Origin of the sequence: Clostridium sp. MD294, assembly GCF_000364165.2 — a bacterium.
Classification (GTDB): Bacteria; Bacillota; Clostridia; order Lachnospirales; family Anaerotignaceae; genus Coprocola.
Genome location: NZ_CP097810.1, coordinates 1,490,472 through 1,508,187, shown reverse-complemented (window position 1 = coordinate 1,508,187; position 17,716 = coordinate 1,490,472). Strand labels below are relative to the sequence as shown.

At 31.2% G+C, this 17,716-nt stretch carries 15 protein-coding genes and 1 other annotated feature; of the genes, 10 read left to right on the top strand and 5 right to left on the bottom strand.

Translation table 11 applies throughout. The features are described 5' to 3' along the window. Positions 1 to 53: 53 nt before the first annotated feature. The gene (locus C820_RS07395) at positions 54 to 245 is read right to left on the bottom strand and encodes a hypothetical protein (protein ID WP_035297038.1); all 192 of its coding nucleotides are present in this window, start codon (positions 243 to 245) and stop codon (positions 54 to 56) included. Positions 246 to 410: 165 nt separating this feature from the next. On the opposite strand from C820_RS07395, the gene C820_RS07390 reads away from it, so the two are divergent. The 7 genes from C820_RS07390 (at position 411) to queA (ending at position 8,302) form a co-directional block, all read left to right on the top strand. After that, on the top strand, positions 411 to 869 hold the full coding sequence (locus C820_RS07390) for a MarR family winged helix-turn-helix transcriptional regulator (protein ID WP_004038468.1): 459 nt from the start codon (positions 411 to 413) through the stop codon (positions 867 to 869). After that, positions 866 to 2,194 carry an MATE family efflux transporter gene (locus C820_RS07385; protein ID WP_004038470.1) on the top strand — a complete coding sequence of 443 codons (1,329 nt, stop codon included), beginning with the start codon at positions 866 to 868 and terminating at the stop codon, positions 2,192 to 2,194. The genes C820_RS07390 and C820_RS07385 overlap by 4 nt, the downstream gene beginning before the upstream one ends. A 180-nt stretch (positions 2,195 to 2,374) precedes the next feature. Then, on the top strand, positions 2,375 to 3,349 hold the full coding sequence (locus tag C820_RS07380) for a Gfo/Idh/MocA family protein (protein WP_004038472.1): 975 nt from the start codon (positions 2,375 to 2,377) through the stop codon (positions 3,347 to 3,349). Between the two features lie 324 nt (positions 3,350 to 3,673). Next, positions 3,674 to 4,048 (top strand): RidA family protein, encoded by a 375-nt coding sequence (locus C820_RS07375; protein WP_004038474.1) that lies wholly within the window; start codon positions 3,674 to 3,676, stop codon positions 4,046 to 4,048. Between the two features lie 43 nt (positions 4,049 to 4,091). Next, positions 4,092 to 5,288 carry a threonine ammonia-lyase gene (gene ilvA, locus C820_RS07370; RefSeq protein ID WP_004038476.1) on the top strand — a complete coding sequence of 399 codons (1,197 nt, stop codon included), beginning with the start codon at positions 4,092 to 4,094 and terminating at the stop codon, positions 5,286 to 5,288. 262 nt (positions 5,289 to 5,550) lie between these two features. Further along, positions 5,551 to 7,206 (top strand): SpoIID/LytB domain-containing protein, encoded by a 1,656-nt coding sequence (locus tag C820_RS07365; RefSeq protein WP_004038478.1) that lies wholly within the window; start codon positions 5,551 to 5,553, stop codon positions 7,204 to 7,206. Between the two features lie 70 nt (positions 7,207 to 7,276). Continuing rightward, a complete protein-coding gene (gene queA, locus C820_RS07360; RefSeq protein WP_004038480.1) occupies positions 7,277 to 8,302 on the top strand; it encodes a tRNA preQ1(34) S-adenosylmethionine ribosyltransferase-isomerase QueA in 1,026 nt (341 codons plus the stop codon). Positions 8,303 to 8,591: 289 nt separating this feature from the next. On the opposite strand, the gene pheT is transcribed toward queA, so the two are convergent. Continuing rightward, positions 8,592 to 10,991, bottom strand: a complete 2,400-nt coding sequence (gene pheT, locus C820_RS07355) for a phenylalanine--tRNA ligase subunit beta (RefSeq protein ID WP_004038487.1) — start codon at positions 10,989 to 10,991, stop codon at positions 8,592 to 8,594. Between the two features lie 77 nt (positions 10,992 to 11,068). After that, positions 11,069 to 12,088 (bottom strand): phenylalanine--tRNA ligase subunit alpha, encoded by a 1,020-nt coding sequence (gene pheS, locus C820_RS07350; RefSeq protein ID WP_004038489.1) that lies wholly within the window; start codon positions 12,086 to 12,088, stop codon positions 11,069 to 11,071. 44 nt (positions 12,089 to 12,132) lie between these two features. Continuing rightward, positions 12,133 to 12,371: a binding site (T-box leader), on the bottom strand. 165 nt (positions 12,372 to 12,536) lie between these two features. On the opposite strand from pheS, the gene C820_RS07345 reads away from it, so the two are divergent. Continuing rightward, positions 12,537 to 12,884, top strand: a complete 348-nt coding sequence (locus tag C820_RS07345; protein ID WP_004038491.1) for a hypothetical protein — start codon at positions 12,537 to 12,539, stop codon at positions 12,882 to 12,884. Between the two features lie 138 nt (positions 12,885 to 13,022). Beyond that, positions 13,023 to 13,352, top strand: coding sequence for a zinc ribbon domain-containing protein (locus C820_RS07340; RefSeq protein WP_004038500.1), 330 nt, complete (start codon positions 13,023 to 13,025; stop codon positions 13,350 to 13,352). Positions 13,353 to 13,632: 280 nt separating this feature from the next. Here the strand turns inward: C820_RS07340 and C820_RS07335 are convergent, their stop codons facing one another. Next, positions 13,633 to 14,925 (bottom strand): S41 family peptidase, encoded by a 1,293-nt coding sequence (locus C820_RS07335; protein ID WP_004038502.1) that lies wholly within the window; start codon positions 14,923 to 14,925, stop codon positions 13,633 to 13,635. A gap of 224 nt (positions 14,926 to 15,149) precedes the next feature. On the opposite strand from C820_RS07335, the gene C820_RS07330 reads away from it, so the two are divergent. Beyond that, positions 15,150 to 16,763 (top strand): DEAD/DEAH box helicase, encoded by a 1,614-nt coding sequence (locus C820_RS07330; RefSeq protein WP_004038505.1) that lies wholly within the window; start codon positions 15,150 to 15,152, stop codon positions 16,761 to 16,763. Between the two features lie 41 nt (positions 16,764 to 16,804). Here the strand turns inward: C820_RS07330 and C820_RS07325 are convergent, their stop codons facing one another. Then, a complete protein-coding gene (locus C820_RS07325) occupies positions 16,805 to 17,710 on the bottom strand; it encodes an RpnC/YadD family protein (protein ID WP_004038508.1) in 906 nt (301 codons plus the stop codon). Between the last annotated feature and the right edge of the window lie 6 nt (positions 17,711 to 17,716).

Genomic DNA, 17,716 nt, shown 5'->3' with positions numbered 1-17,716 from the left:
TCATTTATCGGGCTAATTCAAAACTCAAAACAGGGCGGCGGGACAGATATTGACTATCCCGCCGCCCTGTCAGTTATCGCTCCATATCCTGCTTTCTGTGGGTCTGTTGTTTCCGCTGTTCCTGCCGCAATATACTGTAAACGCTCTTTCTGATTTTCTCCGCTTCTTTCACTTCCTCTTTCAATGCAAATATGTATAATATAAAAACAAATAGTATAAAAACTATATTGGAAAAGTATTTTCAATTATGAAAGCGTTTTTCCGAAAATCCCTTTATCCCTTTTATGAAAAACTTATATTGTATTAAGTCGAAAAAAAGTAATTTTTTTTGGCTTTTTTTATTGACAAAAGTCCGATTTCAGACTAAAATAGCAAGTACGAAATCAGACTAATTGTATTGGAGAGATAAAATGATGGAAAATGATACCAGACACAAATTAAAAGAATACAACGACATTCACAGACAAATGAGCGATACTTATCACGAAATTGCAGTAAAACTAAAATTATCAGTAAGTGCATTTACTGTATTTTACACCATTTGTTATATGGGAGGTACTTGTTCTCAAAAAGACATTTGCGATTTATTTTATACTAGCAAACAAACGATTAACTCTTGCATTAAAAAATTAGAAAAAGAAAACTATATTTATTTAAAACAGGGAAAAGGAAAAGACAAAAGCATATATTTGACTCAAAAAGGACAACAACTTGTAACACAAAAAATTGCTCCTATATTAGAAATAGAACAAAATATATTTTTGGATATGACAGAACAAGAATGTGATATGTTATTACAACTATCTAGAAAATATTTACAATGTTTTAAAAACAAAATAAAAACGATTATACAGGAGGAAATTACATGAAAATACAATTATCAGACCACTTTAACTACAACAAATTATTAAAATTTGTATTACCATCTATACTTATGATGATATGTACCTCTATATATGGTGTTGTTGATGGTTTATTTGTTTCCAATTTTGTAGGAAAAACACATTTTGCTGCAGTAAATTTAATTATGCCTTTTTTTATGGGCATTGTAACAGTAGGATTTATGATAGGTACAGGAGGCAGTGCTATTATAGCCAAAACATTAGGAGAAGGCAAAAAAGACAAAGCAAATGAATACTTTACTATGCTTATTTGTTTGACAGTAATATTAGGTATTGTTGTCACATCACTAGGATTATTATTTTTACGCAATATTGTTATAATACTTGGTGCAAAAGGTATACTAGTAGAATATTGTGTAACATATGGCAGAATTATACTAATTTCTATGACAGCATTTATGTTACAAACCACTTTTCAAAGTTTTTTTATTGTTGCCGAAAAACCTACACTTAGTTTAAAAATTTCTATTGCTTCAGGAATTACAAATATGATATTAGATTTTATTTTCATTGCTGTATTTCATTGGGGGCTTGTAGGTGCAGCAGTTGCCACAATGATGGGTCAAATTGTAGGTGGTGTAGTACCTTTATTTTATTTTGCCAAAAAAAACAGCAGTTTACTTCATTTTACAACATTCAAATGGAATTTTAATATCATATTGAAAACTTGTACAAATGGTTCTTCTGAAATGATGACAAATCTTTCTTCTTCTGTAGTAAATATATTATACAATTATCAACTTATGAAATTGGCAGGAGAAAACGGTATTTCTGCTTATGGTGTGATTATGTATGTCAATTTTATATTTGCAGCACTTTTTATAGGTTATTCTATAGGCAGTGCTCCCATTATAGGCTATCACTATGGTGCACAAAATCATACGGAATTACGCAATCTATTTCAAAAAAGTATACTATTAACAGCAATATTTAGCATACTACTAACTGCTTGTGCGGAATTACTTTCTCTACCTCTTGCCCGCATATTTGTGGGATATGACAAAGTATTACTTGATATGACTTGCAATGGTTTCCGATTATATGCCATTTCTTTTATTATAAGTGGATTTAATATATTTAGTTCTGGATTTTTTACGGCATTAAATAATGGTGTGATTTCTGCTGTAATTTCATTTGCTAGAACACTAATATTTCAATTAGGTGCTGTACTAATACTCCCCTTATTTATTGGACTCAATGGCATATGGCTTGCTATTGTAGTAGCAGAATTATTAGCATTGTTTGTTAGTATTTACTTCTTTCTCTCTAAAAGAAAAGTATATCATTATTAAAAAATTATGTTTTATACTGTGGCATAACTATAAACAAATAAAAAAGGGGAAACTTTTTACAATCAAAAAAGCTTCTCCTTTTTCACACTCTTTAATAAAATATTTTATTGCTTATTTTGAAATACAATTATACAATATATAAAAAGGAAGTATTTCAATTACAGTATGGGAGGAAATCACATGAAAGAATATCGTTGGGCATCATTAGGCTGTGGTGTTATTGCAAATCAACTCGCACAAGCATTATCTCAGCAAGGCAGAACATTATATGCAGTAGCAAACAGAACACATCAAAAAGCAGTTGCTTTTGCTCAAAAATACAACATAGAAAAAGTATATTCTGTAATAGAAGATGTTTTTACAGATGACAATGTAGATATTATATACATTTCAACGCCCCACAACACACACATTTCTTACATCATACAGGCACTTAAAAATGGAAAACACGTATTGTGTGAAAAATCTATTACATTAAATGAACAGGAACTCAATCAAGCGGTAGAATTAGCAAAACAAAATAATTTAATATTAGCGGAAGCAATGACTATATATCATATGCCATTATATCAAAAACTCAATGAAATCATAAAAAGCGATGTATTAGGGTCACTTCGTTTTGTACAGGTGAATTTTGGTAGTTACAAAGAATATGACATGAACAACAGATTTTTTAATAAAAATTTAGCAGGTGGGGCATTATTAGATATTGGAGTATATGCTCTTTCTTTTACAAGATGGTTTTTTACACAAAACCCCCACAATATTTTATCACAAGTGAAATTCGCTCCCACTGGTGTAGACGAACAAGCTGGTATATTACTTATGAACCAAAATCAAGAAATGGCTACTATATCACTTTCATTACATGCTAAACAGCCCAAAAGAGGAATTGTAGCATATGAAAAAGGATATATTGAAATTTATGACTACCCTAGAGCACAGCATGCGACTATATATTACACAGAACAGGACAAAAAAGAAGTCATTGAAATAGGAAAAACAGAATATGCTTTATTATATGAAGTAATGGACATGGAAAAAGCAATTTCTGGTGAAAAAGATGTCATGTGTTTACAATATAGTATAGATGTTATGGAGCAAATGACAGCACTTAGAAAACAATGGGGATTGAAATACCCTGAAGAAGAATAAAATTCAAAACAAAATATTATAAATATTACCGAAATTTCTGGGTATATTATAAAAAATATTGTATAATTTGATTTTAAATGATTGCGTTATATAGTGTAATGTATTTGGTATATGGACACAAAAAATATCGTATAAAAAAAATGCTATATTACAACAAAATACTATATAAATTGAGCAAAAAATACAAAAACTGTATATATTGCATAAACAACTATACTATTCTATTCAAAAACAAAACATATTGACGAAATATAAAAGTATTATTATAATAAATTATAGTGATAATTATTATTTTAAAAATTTATAATATTGGAGGAGATAACAATGTTTAAAGTAACAAACACAACAAAAGCACCAGCAGCAATAGGCCCTTATTCTCAGGCAGTAGAATACAATGGATTTTTATTTGCTTCAGGACAAATCCCTATTGACCCAGCAGTAGGCGATGTAGTAGCAACTGATATTGTAGGACAGGCAGAGCAAGTGATGAAAAACGTTTCTGCTATATTAGAAGAAAACGGCATAGGATTTGAAAATGTTGTAAAAACAACTTGCTTTTTAGCAGATATGGCTGATTTCCAAACATTCAATGAAGTATATGCAAAATACTTTGTAAGCAAACCAGCTCGTTCTTGTGTTGCAGTGAAAGAACTTCCTAAAAAAGTATTATGTGAAGTAGAAATTATTGCAGCAAAATAATCATACATTGTAAACTGTTCAGTCAAATTTGGAGGAGAAAAAAATGGTTACATTAGAAATGATTAAACAAGCACAACAAAATTTAAAAGGTGTTGCACGTATGACACCATTGATTTCAGCACCTAAAATTGGTGAAAATGTTTCTATCAAAGCTGAAAATTTACAACTAACAGGCTCTTTTAAATTAAGAGGAGCATATAATAAAATTTCTTCTCTCACACCAGAAGAAAAACAAAAAGGTGTTATTGCTTGTTCCGCAGGAAACCATGCACAAGGTGTTGCATTATCTGCTACAAAAAATGGTATTCATTCCACTATTTGTATTCCAGCGGGAGCTCCTCTTTCTAAAGTAGAAGCTACAAGAAATTTCGGCGGTGATGTGGTACTTGTACCTGGTGTATATGATGATGCTTATGCCAAAGCAGTAGAATTGACAAATGAAAAAGGTTATACATTTGTACACCCTTTTAATGATGAAAAAGTAATTGCAGGACAAGGCACTATAGGACTTGAAATATTAGAGCAAGAGCCTCATGTTGATGCCGTATTTGTTGCTATAGGTGGCGGCGGTTTAGCAAGTGGTGTGGCTTGTGCTATAAAATCTGTGAAGCCAGACTGTAAAGTATATGGCGTACAGGCAGCAGGTGCTCCTAGTATGTATGACTCTATAAACAAAGGTGAAATTATAGAATTACAAAGTGTATCCACTATTGCAGATGGTATTGCAGTAAAAAAACCAGGTGATTTAACATTTGAAATGTGTCAAAAATATTTAGATGGTGTTGTCACAGTATCAGAAGATGAAATTGCCACTGCAATATTAACACTTATGGAAACACAAAAAACAGTAGCAGAAGGTGCAGGAGCAACAAGTGTTGCCGCAGTAATGTTTGATAAAGTACCTGAACTCAAAGGCAAAAATATTGTTTGTGTGATTTCTGGAGGTAACATTGATGTAAGCATACTTTCAAGAGTTATTACAAAAGGTTTAACAAAAACAGGAAGAATTACAGAAATCAAAACAAAAGTAATCGACAAACCAGGCCAGTTAATCAATTTACTTCAGTTAATATCAAATGCTGGTTCAAATATTATTACAATAGACCACCAGAGAGAAGCAAAACAATCAGAAGTAAATTCTTGTATTGTTTCTATGGTATTAGAAACAAGAAATGTAGCACATTCTCAAGAAATTTGCAATACATTACAACAAAATGGCTATGAAATATTTGAGTCTTAATACATATACACAGCAATATAATGGAATATGTTTACATATTCCATTATTTTTTTATGTCCTATTTCTATATCAACAAATACTATAATATGTTATTTCATTTTTTTCAAATTTAATACAAAGCATCATATTAAAGCAGTATTTTTATAATCATTTTTTAATACTTTTATAATATTTTAGTGTAATAATTTTTATTGTTTTTTTCAATTTGTTACTTTATAATAAATATTGTCAAATAATACATATGAGGAGGATATAACAAAATATGAACACGTTTCATAAAAAAATGATAAAGGTATTTACAACAGCATTGTTATGCAGTAGCATATGGAGTATTACAGCATATGCTTACAATGCTGTACAGACAGTACATGTTGGACTTTCTGGTATAGGAAGCAGTATCACACTTTCTAACAAAATTATTACAATAGGGGCAGAAGAAAACGGAAATTTCATCAGTGCAGGCACATTAAAATCTGAAAAAGGATTTACATTTGCTTCTGGAAGTGGTACATATGCCGCAGTATCTCTTTACTATGACAGTTACGACGCTGCAAAACAAAAAGCAGATACTATTTCAAATGCTTTACCTGCGTATACAGGAGGGGGAAAATGGCAATTATATGTTTCTGGTACAACAGGCGACCAACTCAGACAAAAAACAGGACTAGCTTGTGAAAATGTTTCTTCTACAGCAAATATGATACTCATACAGTCAAATGGCAAAACAATTGCTTTGACAAACATCATTACACCTCAATTTGGTGCAGCAGATAATGATGATGAAACAATTACCATAAACAACAAACAATACAGAGGAAAAATACAACCTACTCGTGTAAATGGTGGTAGTATTGTACCTGTCAATGCTGTAAATATAGAACACTATCTCTATGGTGTTTTGCCCGGAGAAATGTCACCTAGTTTTGCTACAGAAGCACTTAAAGCACAAGCAGTAGCTTCTCGAACATATGCCTTAAAAAAAATAGATATGCAAGCACATACCAAAAGTGGTTATGACATTTGTGACGGTACACACTGTCAGTCTTACAAAGGCAAATCTTCAGAATTTGATGCTACAAATGCTGCTGTTGATGCTACAAAAGGTTTAGTAATGTATTATCAAGGAGAGCCTATAGAGTCTGTATTTTTTGCCAGCAGCGGAGGATATACAGAAAACAGTGAAGATATTTGGACTGCTCCCCTTCCCTATTTAAAAGCAGTAGCTGATGTATATGAAGTAGAACCAAACACTTGGACAAAAAAATTTACTGCTTCACAACTTACCAATTTAACAAGCTCAAAAGGAGATAATATTGGACAAGTTACCGATTTAGTATTATCTAAAATTGCACAGGGCGGTCGTGTACAAGAATTAAAAATAGTAGGTACAAGTGGCACAAAAGTACTGACAAAAGACCAAGTTAGAACATACTTTTCTTCTTTAAATGGTACTTTCCCTAGCAAAATGTTTACTATAAACGGCAGAGGAAGTGGCTCTAAAACAAGTATTACTATAAATGCTCCTTCTTCTTCTCCACAAAATTTAGCAAATTCAACTGCATTGCCAAACAATACAAATATATCTGCTGAAGAAAGCATTGCAGACAGCTATGTAATAGGTAGCGACAGTGTTGTTACAACACCAGTACAAACACAAAATTATTCTAATACAACAGTTGATACAACAAATATAATAAGTACCTCACCTACAAATGCACAACAACGTACTGTAACAGTAACGGCTGCATCTTCTGGTGGTATCAGTACAAATAACGGTTCTGGTACATTTGTTATAGAAGGAAAAGGAAACGGTCACGGTGCAGGTATGAGCCAAAAAGGAGCTCAAGGTATGGCATTACAAGGCTATGACTTTTTAGGCATATTGCACCATTATTATACAGATGTTACAATACAATAATACTATAAACATTCAATATCCCCACCTATTAAAGTGGGGTTTTGTTTACAATTATAATAGGAGAAATGATATGGATAAAAAAGATTTTTATTACGAATTACCATCAGAACTCATTGCACAACAGCCTTTAAAAGATAGAACTTCTTCTCGTCTTTTAGTGCTAAACAAAAATACAGGTGAAATAGAACATAAAATATTTAAAGATATATTAAATTATTTAAACAAAGGTGACTGTTTAGTACTCAATGATACCAAAGTGTTGCCTGCTCGACTGATAGGACAAAAAAAACAAACTGGTGCAAATATAGAGCTACTACTTTTACACAGAAAAGATTTGGACAAATGGGAAACACTTGTCAAACCAGGCAAAAAAGCAAAAGTTGGTGACAGTATTATATTTGGCGGTGGCAAATTAGAGGCGAAAATACTAGAAATTGTAGAAGGCGGTAATCGTATTGTACAATTTTATTACAATGGCGTATTTGAGCAAATATTAGACGAATTAGGACAAATGCCTCTCCCTCCTTATATCACACAACAATTACAAGATAAAAACAGATACCAAACTGTTTATGCCAAACAGCAAGGTTCTGCTGCTGCTCCTACTGCTGGGCTACATTTTACACCGGAATTACTGGAACAAATCAAACAAAAAGGTGTTCATATTGCTTTTGTAACACTTCATGTAGGTTTAGGTACTTTTCGCCCTGTAAAAGAACAAAATATATTAGACCATCAAATGCACTCTGAATATTATGTTGTAGAAAAACAACAGGCAGATATTATAAACAATGCTAAAAAAGCAGGAGGCAGAATTATTGCAGTAGGCACAACAAGCACTAGAACACTAGAAACGATAGCAGATGAAAATGGTTTTATAAAACATTGTAGTGGCTGGACAAATATATTTTTATATCCTCCTTATCATTTTAAAGTAATAGATTGCTTAATTACAAACTTTCATCTGCCTGAGTCTACACTAATTATGCTTGTGTCATCACTTGCAGGTAGAGAAAATGTACTAAATGCTTATGCTACTGCTGTAGCTAAAAAATATCGCTTTTTTAGTTTTGGTGATGCTATGTTTATACAATAGATGAAAAAGTAAAAGCCGTAAACAGATATGTTTACGGCTTTTTATAGTGAGTGTTCTAAAAGAGCAAATTTAAAAAATAATTTTTATTACTATAAAAGTTTAGTTTAAGCCTTTTCAAAAGCTTGTGGAGCTTGAGGCAGAAGCTCAATATATTGCTTTTTCATCGCTCCAATGGTATTTTGAAAAGGAAAGCAAATTTTTTTCGCTAGGAAACTTTTCACAAGCGAGAAAAGTTCTCTTATTTAAAAAATACTTGTTTTGTCACTCCCTTTTATATTTTATTACAATATTATTTATCTCTCAGTTGTGCCTGCAACTCACTTGACAAATGTTCTACTATTTGTTTCATTGCTTCTGTGACATCTTGTTCTACTAATGTTTTATCTGACGCTCTAAATGTAATAGAATATGCTACAGATTTTAATCCTTTTTCGATTTGTTTCCCTTGATATACGTCAAAGAGTTTTACACTTTCTAAATACTGCCCTGCATTTTGTTTAATCACTGTTTCAATTTGTTTTACTGTAATATCTTCTGAAACTAGCATAGCAATATCTCTTGTTACTGCTGGGAATTTTGGCAATGCTTTATATTCTTTTACCAAATCTGCATATGTGATTACTTCTGGCATATTGATAACAGCAATATATACTTTTGTACCTATACCATAGTTAGAAGCTATTTGTGGGTGCAATTCTCCTACATAACCAAATGACTTCCCTTCTACACAAATAGAAGCTGTTCTTCCTGTGTGCATATGAGCAATATTTTTTTCTGTAATATATTCTACTTTTTCATTCATGCCCAATGTTTCAAACATTTTTTCTACAATACCTTTTATATCATAAAAATCCATATTGCCATACATACCTATTGTAAGTGTACTAATTTCATCAGGCAATTCTACTATTGGTACTGCTTTTGGTAAATACACTTTTGCAATTTCAAATAAACCAGCACTTTCATTTCTTCTATTATAGTTTGTAGCAAGTGAAGTCAGCATAGCATTGAGTGTTGTAGTTCTCATAATGCTATAATCTTCTCCCAAAGGATTGTATATTGTAACGGTTTTTCTCAAATTACTATCTTTTGCAATATTAAGTTTATCAAACACTTTAGGACTTTCAAAACTAAATGTCATTGCTTCACACAATCCGCTAGAAAGCATGCTTTGTTTTACCATTGCTGTAATAATTTGACTGCGACTTTTCTTTCCTACGGTTGGTGTTCCTGCTGCTAATGTTGGTTCAATTTTATCATAGCCATAAAATCTAGCTACTTCTTCTGCTAAATCTGCTTGTGCTTCTAAATCTGGGCGGAATGTTGGTACAACAACAGTATGATTTTGTGTATCTACTTTTAACTCTATACTTTCAAATATTTCTTTCATATGCTGCTCTGATACATTTGTACCTAACAATTTATTTATTTTTTCTGGAGAATAAGAAAGTGTCCAGCTTTCTCTTTTATTAGGATAACAATCTACTACACCCTTTACAACTTCCCCTGCTCCTAGCATTTCTACTAACTGTGCTGCTCTATTTACTGCTTCTAATGCGATATTAGGGTCAAGTCCTTTTTCATATTTACTAGAAGCATCTGTTCTCAATCCCAATTTTTTGGCTGTTACTCTAATATTAGAGCCATGAAATGTAGCAGACTCAAATAATATCGCTTCTGCATTTTCACTAATTTTAGAATTTTCACCGCCCATAACACCAGCTACTGCTACTGCTTTTTGCGGGTCTGATATTACAAGCATAGAACTATCTAAATTTCTTACATTGCCGTCTAATGTTGTAATTTGTTCTCCATCATGGGCATTTCTTACAATGATTTTTCTTTCTGCAATGCAGTCAATATCAAATGCGTGCATAGGCTGTCCCATTTCTATCATAACATAATTTGTAATATCTACAATGTTGTTGATAGGACGCACACCTGCTGCTCTCAATCTTTTTCTTAGCCATTTTGGAGATGGTTCAATTTTTACATTTTTTACTACTCTTGCGGCATATCTTGGGCAAAGTTCTGGATTTTTAATTTCTACTGAAATATAATCAGAAGCATTCCCTCCTGCTTTTTGTTGCACTTCAATTTTTGGATATTTAAAAGGTATTTTATATGTTGCTGCAGCTTCTCTAGCAATACCCAATATACTAAAGCAATCTGGTCTGTTTGATGTGATTTCAAATTCTACTACATCATCTTTTATATCCAATACTTCTACCACATCTTTACCTAATTCTACTGCTTCTGGAAATACATAAATACCATTTTCACAAGCCTCTGGAAAATCATGCAAATCAAATCCCAATTCTTGTATAGAGCAAAGCATACCCTCTGAAAGTACTCCTCTTAAATCACCTGAATGAATTTCTACACCATTCGCTATTTTAGAATTATCTAATGCTACTGGTACATAATCCCCTTCTTTTAAATTCGTTGCACCTGTTACAATTTGTAATTCTTTTTGTTTACCAATATCTACTGTTGTAATTACTAATTTATCTGCATCTGGGTGTTTTACTATTTTTTTAATCTGTCCTGTTACAACATTTTCAATATCACCGGCTATAGTAGTATAGCCCTCCACTTTTGAACCTGTTAGTGTAATATCTTCTATAAATTGTTTTATGTCTGCTGTGACATTTGTATATTCTTTCAACCATAACATTGGTACGTCCATGTTTTTATCTCCTTTACTTCATACTATTCCAAATTTTATATCAAAAAGATTTATTTACTTTTTTTGAATAAATTAATTTAAAATTGTTTTAAAAATTTTACATCATTTTCAAATAATAATCTTAAATCTGTAATACCATATCTTTGCATAGCTACTCTTTCTAATCCCATACCAAAAGCAAAACCACTATATTCTTCTGGGTCAATACCAGACATTTTCAATACTTTAGGGTGTACCATACCACAGCCTAAAAGCTCTATATAGCCCTCTCCTTTACAAACACGACAACCCTTTCCCCCACAAGCAAAACAAGTTACATCCATTTCTGCACTTGGTTCTGTAAATGGGAAATGATGCGGTCTAAAACGTACTTTTACATTTTCTCCAAACAATTCTTTTGCAAATACTGCCAATGCTCCTTTTAAATCTCCCATAGTAATGCCTTTATCTACTACCAGCCCTTCCAACTGATGGAATACTGGAGAGTGTGTTGCATCTACTTCATCAGAACGGTATACTGTACCTGGACAAATTACTCTAATAGGCAATTTTCCCTTTTCCATTACTCTTACTTGAACAGGTGATGTTTGTGTTCTCAAAAGTATATCTCCATTGATATAAAATGTATCTTGTTCATCTTTTGCTGGGTGGTCTTTTGGTATATTTAATGCTTCAAAATTATAATAGTCTTTTTCTACATCTGGGCCTTCTGCAATTTCATATCCCATACCTATAAAAATATCTGAAATTTCATCAATTACAATGCTCATAGGGTGTTTATGACCACATTCACATTTTCTACCTGGCATAGTAACATCTATTTTTTCCGCTTCCAATTTTAACTGCTGTTCTACTGCTAAAATATATTTTTTGGCTTCTTCTAATTTTTTCTCAATATCCTGTCTTACCTCATTAGCAAGCTGTCCTATTACAGGCCTTTCTTCTTTTGAAAGCTTTCCCATTTCTTTCAATACTGCTGTAAGTTCTCCCTTTTTACCCAGCAGTTTTATTTTTGCTTCTTCCAATTCTTTCATCTGTTTTACTTCTTTTAATGTGGCTAAAGCTTTTTCATGAATTTCTTTTAACTTTTGTTTCATATATTTATACACTCCTTCTAAAAATAAAAAAAACATTCTTCCCCAAAAGGGACGAATGTTATTGTTTTCCGTGGTACCACCCAAATTCCTGCATACAAAATATACAGGCACTTTTTACTGCATAACGCACAGCACACGGATTTTCCTACTGAATTTTACATTGTTCAAAAAATCAGCTCCAGCGGGAACTTCAACAATCTGTTTTATCAAAAATGCTTTCAGCCGGTGACATTTTCTCTCTGTGATAACAGCACTGTTTACTTTTCGCTTTCTTAGCTTTTGTGTTATTGATAATGAAATTATTTTATCACATTTTTAACACTTGTCAATATTGTTTTTCAAAAATATACAATTGTTCAAAATATTTTAGACAATTTTAACAGTTTATGTTATAGTATTATTAATTATTTTATTTAAAGAAATTATTTTTCAGGAGGAATACTATATTATGGCAAAAAGATGTCCCCATTGCAGTTATGCTATTGAAGATGAAGAAAAATTATTTTGTCCCAGCTGTGGAGAACTCGTTGACAGAAAAATAAGTGACAATTTAAAATTACTTAATCAAATTGATAAAACACTTGACGATTATAAACAATCACAATCAGCAAATACTAACAAATCAAAAAATCAGCAAACACAACATATAAATAATGTTTCTCGTAGAAGAAGTGACGATGATGATGATTACATACCTGTCAGAAAATCAGCTCCCCCTAAAAAAAGCAATCATTCTATACTGATATTAATTATTATTATTATTGTTGTTGTAATATTAAAATTTTTACTATTTTAATATTTATTTTTATATTCAAAAAGTTTTGGACAATTTTAACTAATTATGATATAGTATTACTATACAAATGATAGTATAGTATCACTATGATTTGACTTTTTGTAAATACCCATTTTGCTAATTTTTTAGGAGGATACTATGGCAAAAAAATGTTCTCATTGCGGCTGTTCTATAGAAGATAATGAAAAAGTATTTTGTCCCAACTGTGGAGAATTTATCGACAAAGAATTAAATTTAATCAAAAAACTTGACAAAACATTAGACAATTACGAAAAAAATGAAACAAAAACAGTAAAAGAAAAACCGAAACAAACAGAAGTAAAACAAGTAACTCATCACAAATACGATGATGACGATAGTGAAATAACAAAATTGAAAAAGACATCTTCTGGTGGTATCAATAGTATATTCATTATTATTATTGTCATTATTATTATTGCAGTGATACTAAAAATTGCACTATTTTAATTAGTAAAAAGCACCTACTTTTTATATAGGTGCTTCAGCGTGTCGATAAAGTCGACACGCTAAGTCGAAAACAGGTTTTCGACTTATTTAAATAGAAGTATAAACAGCTTGTTCCATCGGCTTAAAAGCCTTGAAACTCGCTGTTTTCCTCAGGCGAGTAAAGCTCGCCTTGCGGATTAGAATGGGGAGTTGCACTCCCCATACCCTTTGCTTTTCACGGCAAAATGAGGTTTTTTAACAGACAAAAGCACCTACTTTTTATATAGGTGCTTTTTTTATATTATTTTTGTTTTTTAATTTCATCTATACAGGTCTGTAAATATGTTTTTCCTTTTTCTACCCAAATATCTGGTTCTGTACCAAATTCTTGGCTATTTGTACCATCTGCTGTGATACCATAAATAGGACTATATCTTACTATAATGCCACTATTAGGAAGTAATATAGGCAAAGGGTCACTTCCTATACCATCTCCTCCTGTTCTCTCTCCTACCAATGTAGCAAAACCTGTTGCTTTTGAAAACATTGCAGCATATTCAGAAGAAGAAAAAACATTTTGATTTACCAATATCCACAATTTCCCTTTTAACATTTTTTGTTTTTGACTTGGCTGTATAAAATAAGCACTTTCTAACATCAAATCTAATTCTTTTATATCATCTTGATTGATTTTAGGTAATTTAGGCAATTTTTCTATACTTTCAAAACCATCTTGTCCAAAAAACTGCATATTATATTTTCCTGACTGCATCAATTCATATACTTTGGTATACAGTATATTATCTATATTTGGTGCTGCAATCAAGTCATTAAAATAAAACATACCCCCTCCACTATTTTCTGTAAAATCAAATATTACATTATCATAATTTTCTATCTGTTTATAAAAATCAAACAGTTTCTTTTTATCCTCTTCATAATATCCCATGTCAAAGCTATCTACATAAATATAAGCAATTTTTCCTTTTTCTATTATTTTTGTTTCTACATTGCTTTTTTTATTTTGATATTGCTGCAAAGCAGTATTTTTTTGAACAAGAGGTAACATTTTATTTTTTAATGCAGTATATGCCTTTTTTGCTTTTTCATCTGCATATACTTTTTTTATTTTTTCCATTTGTCCCCAATAAAATTCTGGCACACCTGTAGTGTCACTATAGCTTTTTACAAACCAGTCATAATCAAAAGGGGAAATTGTAGACAAATGTCCCACCATATTAGATTGATTTGTAAAATGGTTTACTATAGCATAAAATTCAAAATCTGTTTTACTATTTTCAATTTCTTTTATAGCCTTTTGATATTCCTTTTCCAAATCTACGTTATACATTCTTTTTAACATTTTAATATAAGGATAGTTTTGCTGTAATGTTTGATACAAATATTCCATGTCCTGCAATTTTTGCTCTTTTGTCAAACCAAACCAATTATCATAGCTATATTGTGTATAAGCACTTTCTACAGCATATTGTTGTATGTATTGTGTTTGTGTACTATTTGTAAACTGCTGTGCTGATACTGTAGTCGTTGTAAACATCATAGACAATGCTACTATAATAGAAAAAAGTTTCATAATATTTTACTCCTTTATTGTTTTTATAACAGTATAACACTTTTTTTAATCAAATGTTATAAAATTTTATTTTTTGAAACATTGCTTTTTAAGGTATTTCATGCTATATTATTAACTGGTGTTTTTTTAGTATATGCCACTTATAAATAAGCTGAATGGAAATTTTTTGTAGTCATTCCCTTTTCCATTCAGCTTTTTAGAAATATAGAAAGGAAAATTAACACATGGAAAATTTAAAATTTGAAGATATGCAACTATCTTCTGAAATTTGTCGTGCAGTATTGGATATGGGTTTTGAAGAAGCGACTCCTATACAATCTCAGGCAATTTCTATTATTATGCAGGGCAAAGATGTCATAGGACAATCTCAAACAGGTACAGGAAAAACTGCTGCTTTTGGCATACCTTGTTTAGAACAAATTGATGCAGAAGATAAAAGATTACAAGCGGTAATACTTTGCCCTACTCGTGAACTTGCTATACAAGTAAGTGAAGAATTTAGAAAATTACTCAAATATACTGAAAATATTCGTGTATTACCTATTTATGGTGGTCAGCCTATTGACAGACAAATCGCTGCACTCAAAAAAGGGGCTCAGGTGATTATAGGCACACCAGGCCGTGTTATGGACCATATGCGTCGTCGTACGTTAAAAATGGAAACGGTAAAAATGATGATATTAGATGAAGCAGATGAAATGCTAGATATGGGATTTAGAGAAGATATTGAAACCATTTTAATAAAAGTACCTGAACAACATCAAACAATTATGTTTTCTGCTACGCTCTCTCCTGAAATACTTTCTTTAAGCAAACGCTTTTTAAACGAACCAGAATTTATAAAAGTCGTAAGAAAAGAACTCACTGTTCCCAATATTGAACAAATTTATTTTGATGTCAAAGAAAGAACAAAATTAGATGCCCTTTCTCGTATCATTGATGTATATGACCCCAAATTAGCACTTGTATTTTGTAATACAAAAAAACGTGTAGATGAAGTAGTAGAACTTTTGCAAGGTAGAGGTTATTTTGCAGAAGGATTACATGGTGATTTAAAACAATCTCAAAGAGATAAAGTTATGCAAAAATTTAGAAATGGCACAATAGAAATATTAGTTGCTACGGACGTCGCTGCAAGAGGTATTGACATTGACGATATTGATGTAGTATTCAATTATGATGTACCTCAAGATGAAGAATACTATGTTCATCGTATAGGAAGAACAGGTCGTGCTGGTAGAACAGGAAAAGCATTTACATTTTGTGTAGGAAAAGAAATTTATAAACTTCGTGACATTATGAGATATACCAAAACAAAAATTATACAGCAAAAACTTCCTACACTTAGTGATGTAGAAGAAATGAAAACAAATATTTTTATAGAAAAAACAAAATCTATTATAGAAGAAGGACATTTGACAAAATATATTAATTTGGTAGAAAAACTAATTGCAGAAGATTATGCTGCTATAGACATCGCTGCGGCACTTCTCAAACATAATTTAGCAGATGTCAGTGTAGACAGCATTGATGCTATAGATGATATTAATTTAGGTGGTACTGAAATTTATGGTGGTTCTTCTGAAAAAATGGTACGATTGTTTTTAAATGCTGGCAAAAAAAATAAAGTCAGAGTAAAAGATATTGTTGGTGCAATTGCTGGTGAAACAGGCGTTTCTGGTAAAATATTAGGCTCTATTGATTTGTTTGATGATTACGCTTTTATTGATGTTCCTGCGGAATATGCCAAAGATATTATTCATGGTATGAAAAATACTAAAATTAAAAATAAAAAAGTAAATATTGAAATTGCTAAAAAAACAAAAAACAAAAAATAATAATAAGCAGCCATACTATTTATTGTATGGCTGCTTATTTGCTACAATAGTTTTTTTACTTGCTCTACTGACATTCCTGTTTTTTCTGCTATTACTTCTATATCCAATATTCCTATCAGTTTTTTTGCTATTTCTTGCTGTTTTTTTAATTCTCCTCTTTGTTCTCCTATTTTTATTCCTTTTTGTTCTCCTATTTTTATTCCTTTTTGTTCTCCTATTTTTATTCCTCTTTGTTCTCCTTCTTCAAGCCACGCTTCTCTTGCCACATCAATATCAAATTCTGTCATCAACATATTCAGCACCTCGCTTCCATTTACTTGCAAAAACTTTGCCATAATATTTTGTTTCACACAGCTTTTTATTGCACTTTTTACAGCACATTCAAAACTCATACCCTTTTTTTGATTTTGTTTTACTTCAAATATAAAATAGCTATATTCCTGTAGTCTATGACATTGCTGCAAAAAAGGGTGATTTTGTTCATAATTAATATTTATTACTTTTACTTCTAATTCTAGTTTTATGTCATGTGTATTTGTTACAAAAGCCTCTGACAATTTTAATATTTTTTCATTAGGATATTTTCTTACACCATTGTACAATACATAAAATTCTGGTGTTGGTATTTTTATCAATGTTGTTTTATACAATGCTTTGTTATCTATTAATTTCTCATATTCTCTCGCAACATAAATTAAAAACCGCAAAGGCATATTTTCATTTATAGTACTTTGATGCTCCAACAACACTACAAGCTGATTATCAATTTTAAAACAAATATCGTTCTTTCTTCCCATAAAAAGTACATCATCTAATGTTATTACTTCTATTTTTGTATCTGTACCATAATTTGCACCTTTTAAAACATTATAAAGCTGTCTAAGTTGTTCTTCTTCCGAAAATAATCTTGTAAACAAAGAGTCTTTATATTTTTTATTTACTTTCATAAAATC

What these genes read in the sequence shown, in the direction of transcription:
- C820_RS07385 (WP_004038470.1), top strand. Translation starts at nt 866, where the DNA reads ATGAAAATACAATTATCAGACCACTTTAACTACAACAAATTATTAAAA.
- queA (WP_004038480.1), top strand. Translation starts at nt 7,277, where the DNA reads ATGGATAAAAAAGATTTTTATTACGAATTACCATCAGAACTCATTGCA.
- C820_RS07380 (WP_004038472.1), top strand. Translation starts at nt 2,375, where the DNA reads ATGAAAGAATATCGTTGGGCATCATTAGGCTGTGGTGTTATTGCAAAT.
- pheS (WP_004038489.1), bottom strand. Translation starts at nt 12,088, where the DNA reads ATGAAACAAAAGTTAAAAGAAATTCATGAAAAAGCTTTAGCCACATTA.
- C820_RS07335 (WP_004038502.1), bottom strand. Translation starts at nt 14,925, where the DNA reads ATGAAACTTTTTTCTATTATAGTAGCATTGTCTATGATGTTTACAACG.
- C820_RS07375 (WP_004038474.1), top strand. Translation starts at nt 3,674, where the DNA reads ATGTTTAAAGTAACAAACACAACAAAAGCACCAGCAGCAATAGGCCCT.
- C820_RS07365 (WP_004038478.1), top strand. Translation starts at nt 5,551, where the DNA reads ATGAACACGTTTCATAAAAAAATGATAAAGGTATTTACAACAGCATTG.
- pheT (WP_004038487.1), bottom strand. Translation starts at nt 10,991, where the DNA reads ATGGACGTACCAATGTTATGGTTGAAAGAATATACAAATGTCACAGCA.
- C820_RS07325 (WP_004038508.1), bottom strand. Translation starts at nt 17,710, where the DNA reads ATGAAAGTAAATAAAAAATATAAAGACTCTTTGTTTACAAGATTATTT.
- C820_RS07345 (WP_004038491.1), top strand. Translation starts at nt 12,537, where the DNA reads ATGGCAAAAAGATGTCCCCATTGCAGTTATGCTATTGAAGATGAAGAA.
- C820_RS07340 (WP_004038500.1), top strand. Translation starts at nt 13,023, where the DNA reads ATGGCAAAAAAATGTTCTCATTGCGGCTGTTCTATAGAAGATAATGAA.
- ilvA (WP_004038476.1), top strand. Translation starts at nt 4,092, where the DNA reads ATGGTTACATTAGAAATGATTAAACAAGCACAACAAAATTTAAAAGGT.
- C820_RS07330 (WP_004038505.1), top strand. Translation starts at nt 15,150, where the DNA reads ATGGAAAATTTAAAATTTGAAGATATGCAACTATCTTCTGAAATTTGT.
- C820_RS07390 (WP_004038468.1), top strand. Translation starts at nt 411, where the DNA reads ATGATGGAAAATGATACCAGACACAAATTAAAAGAATACAACGACATT.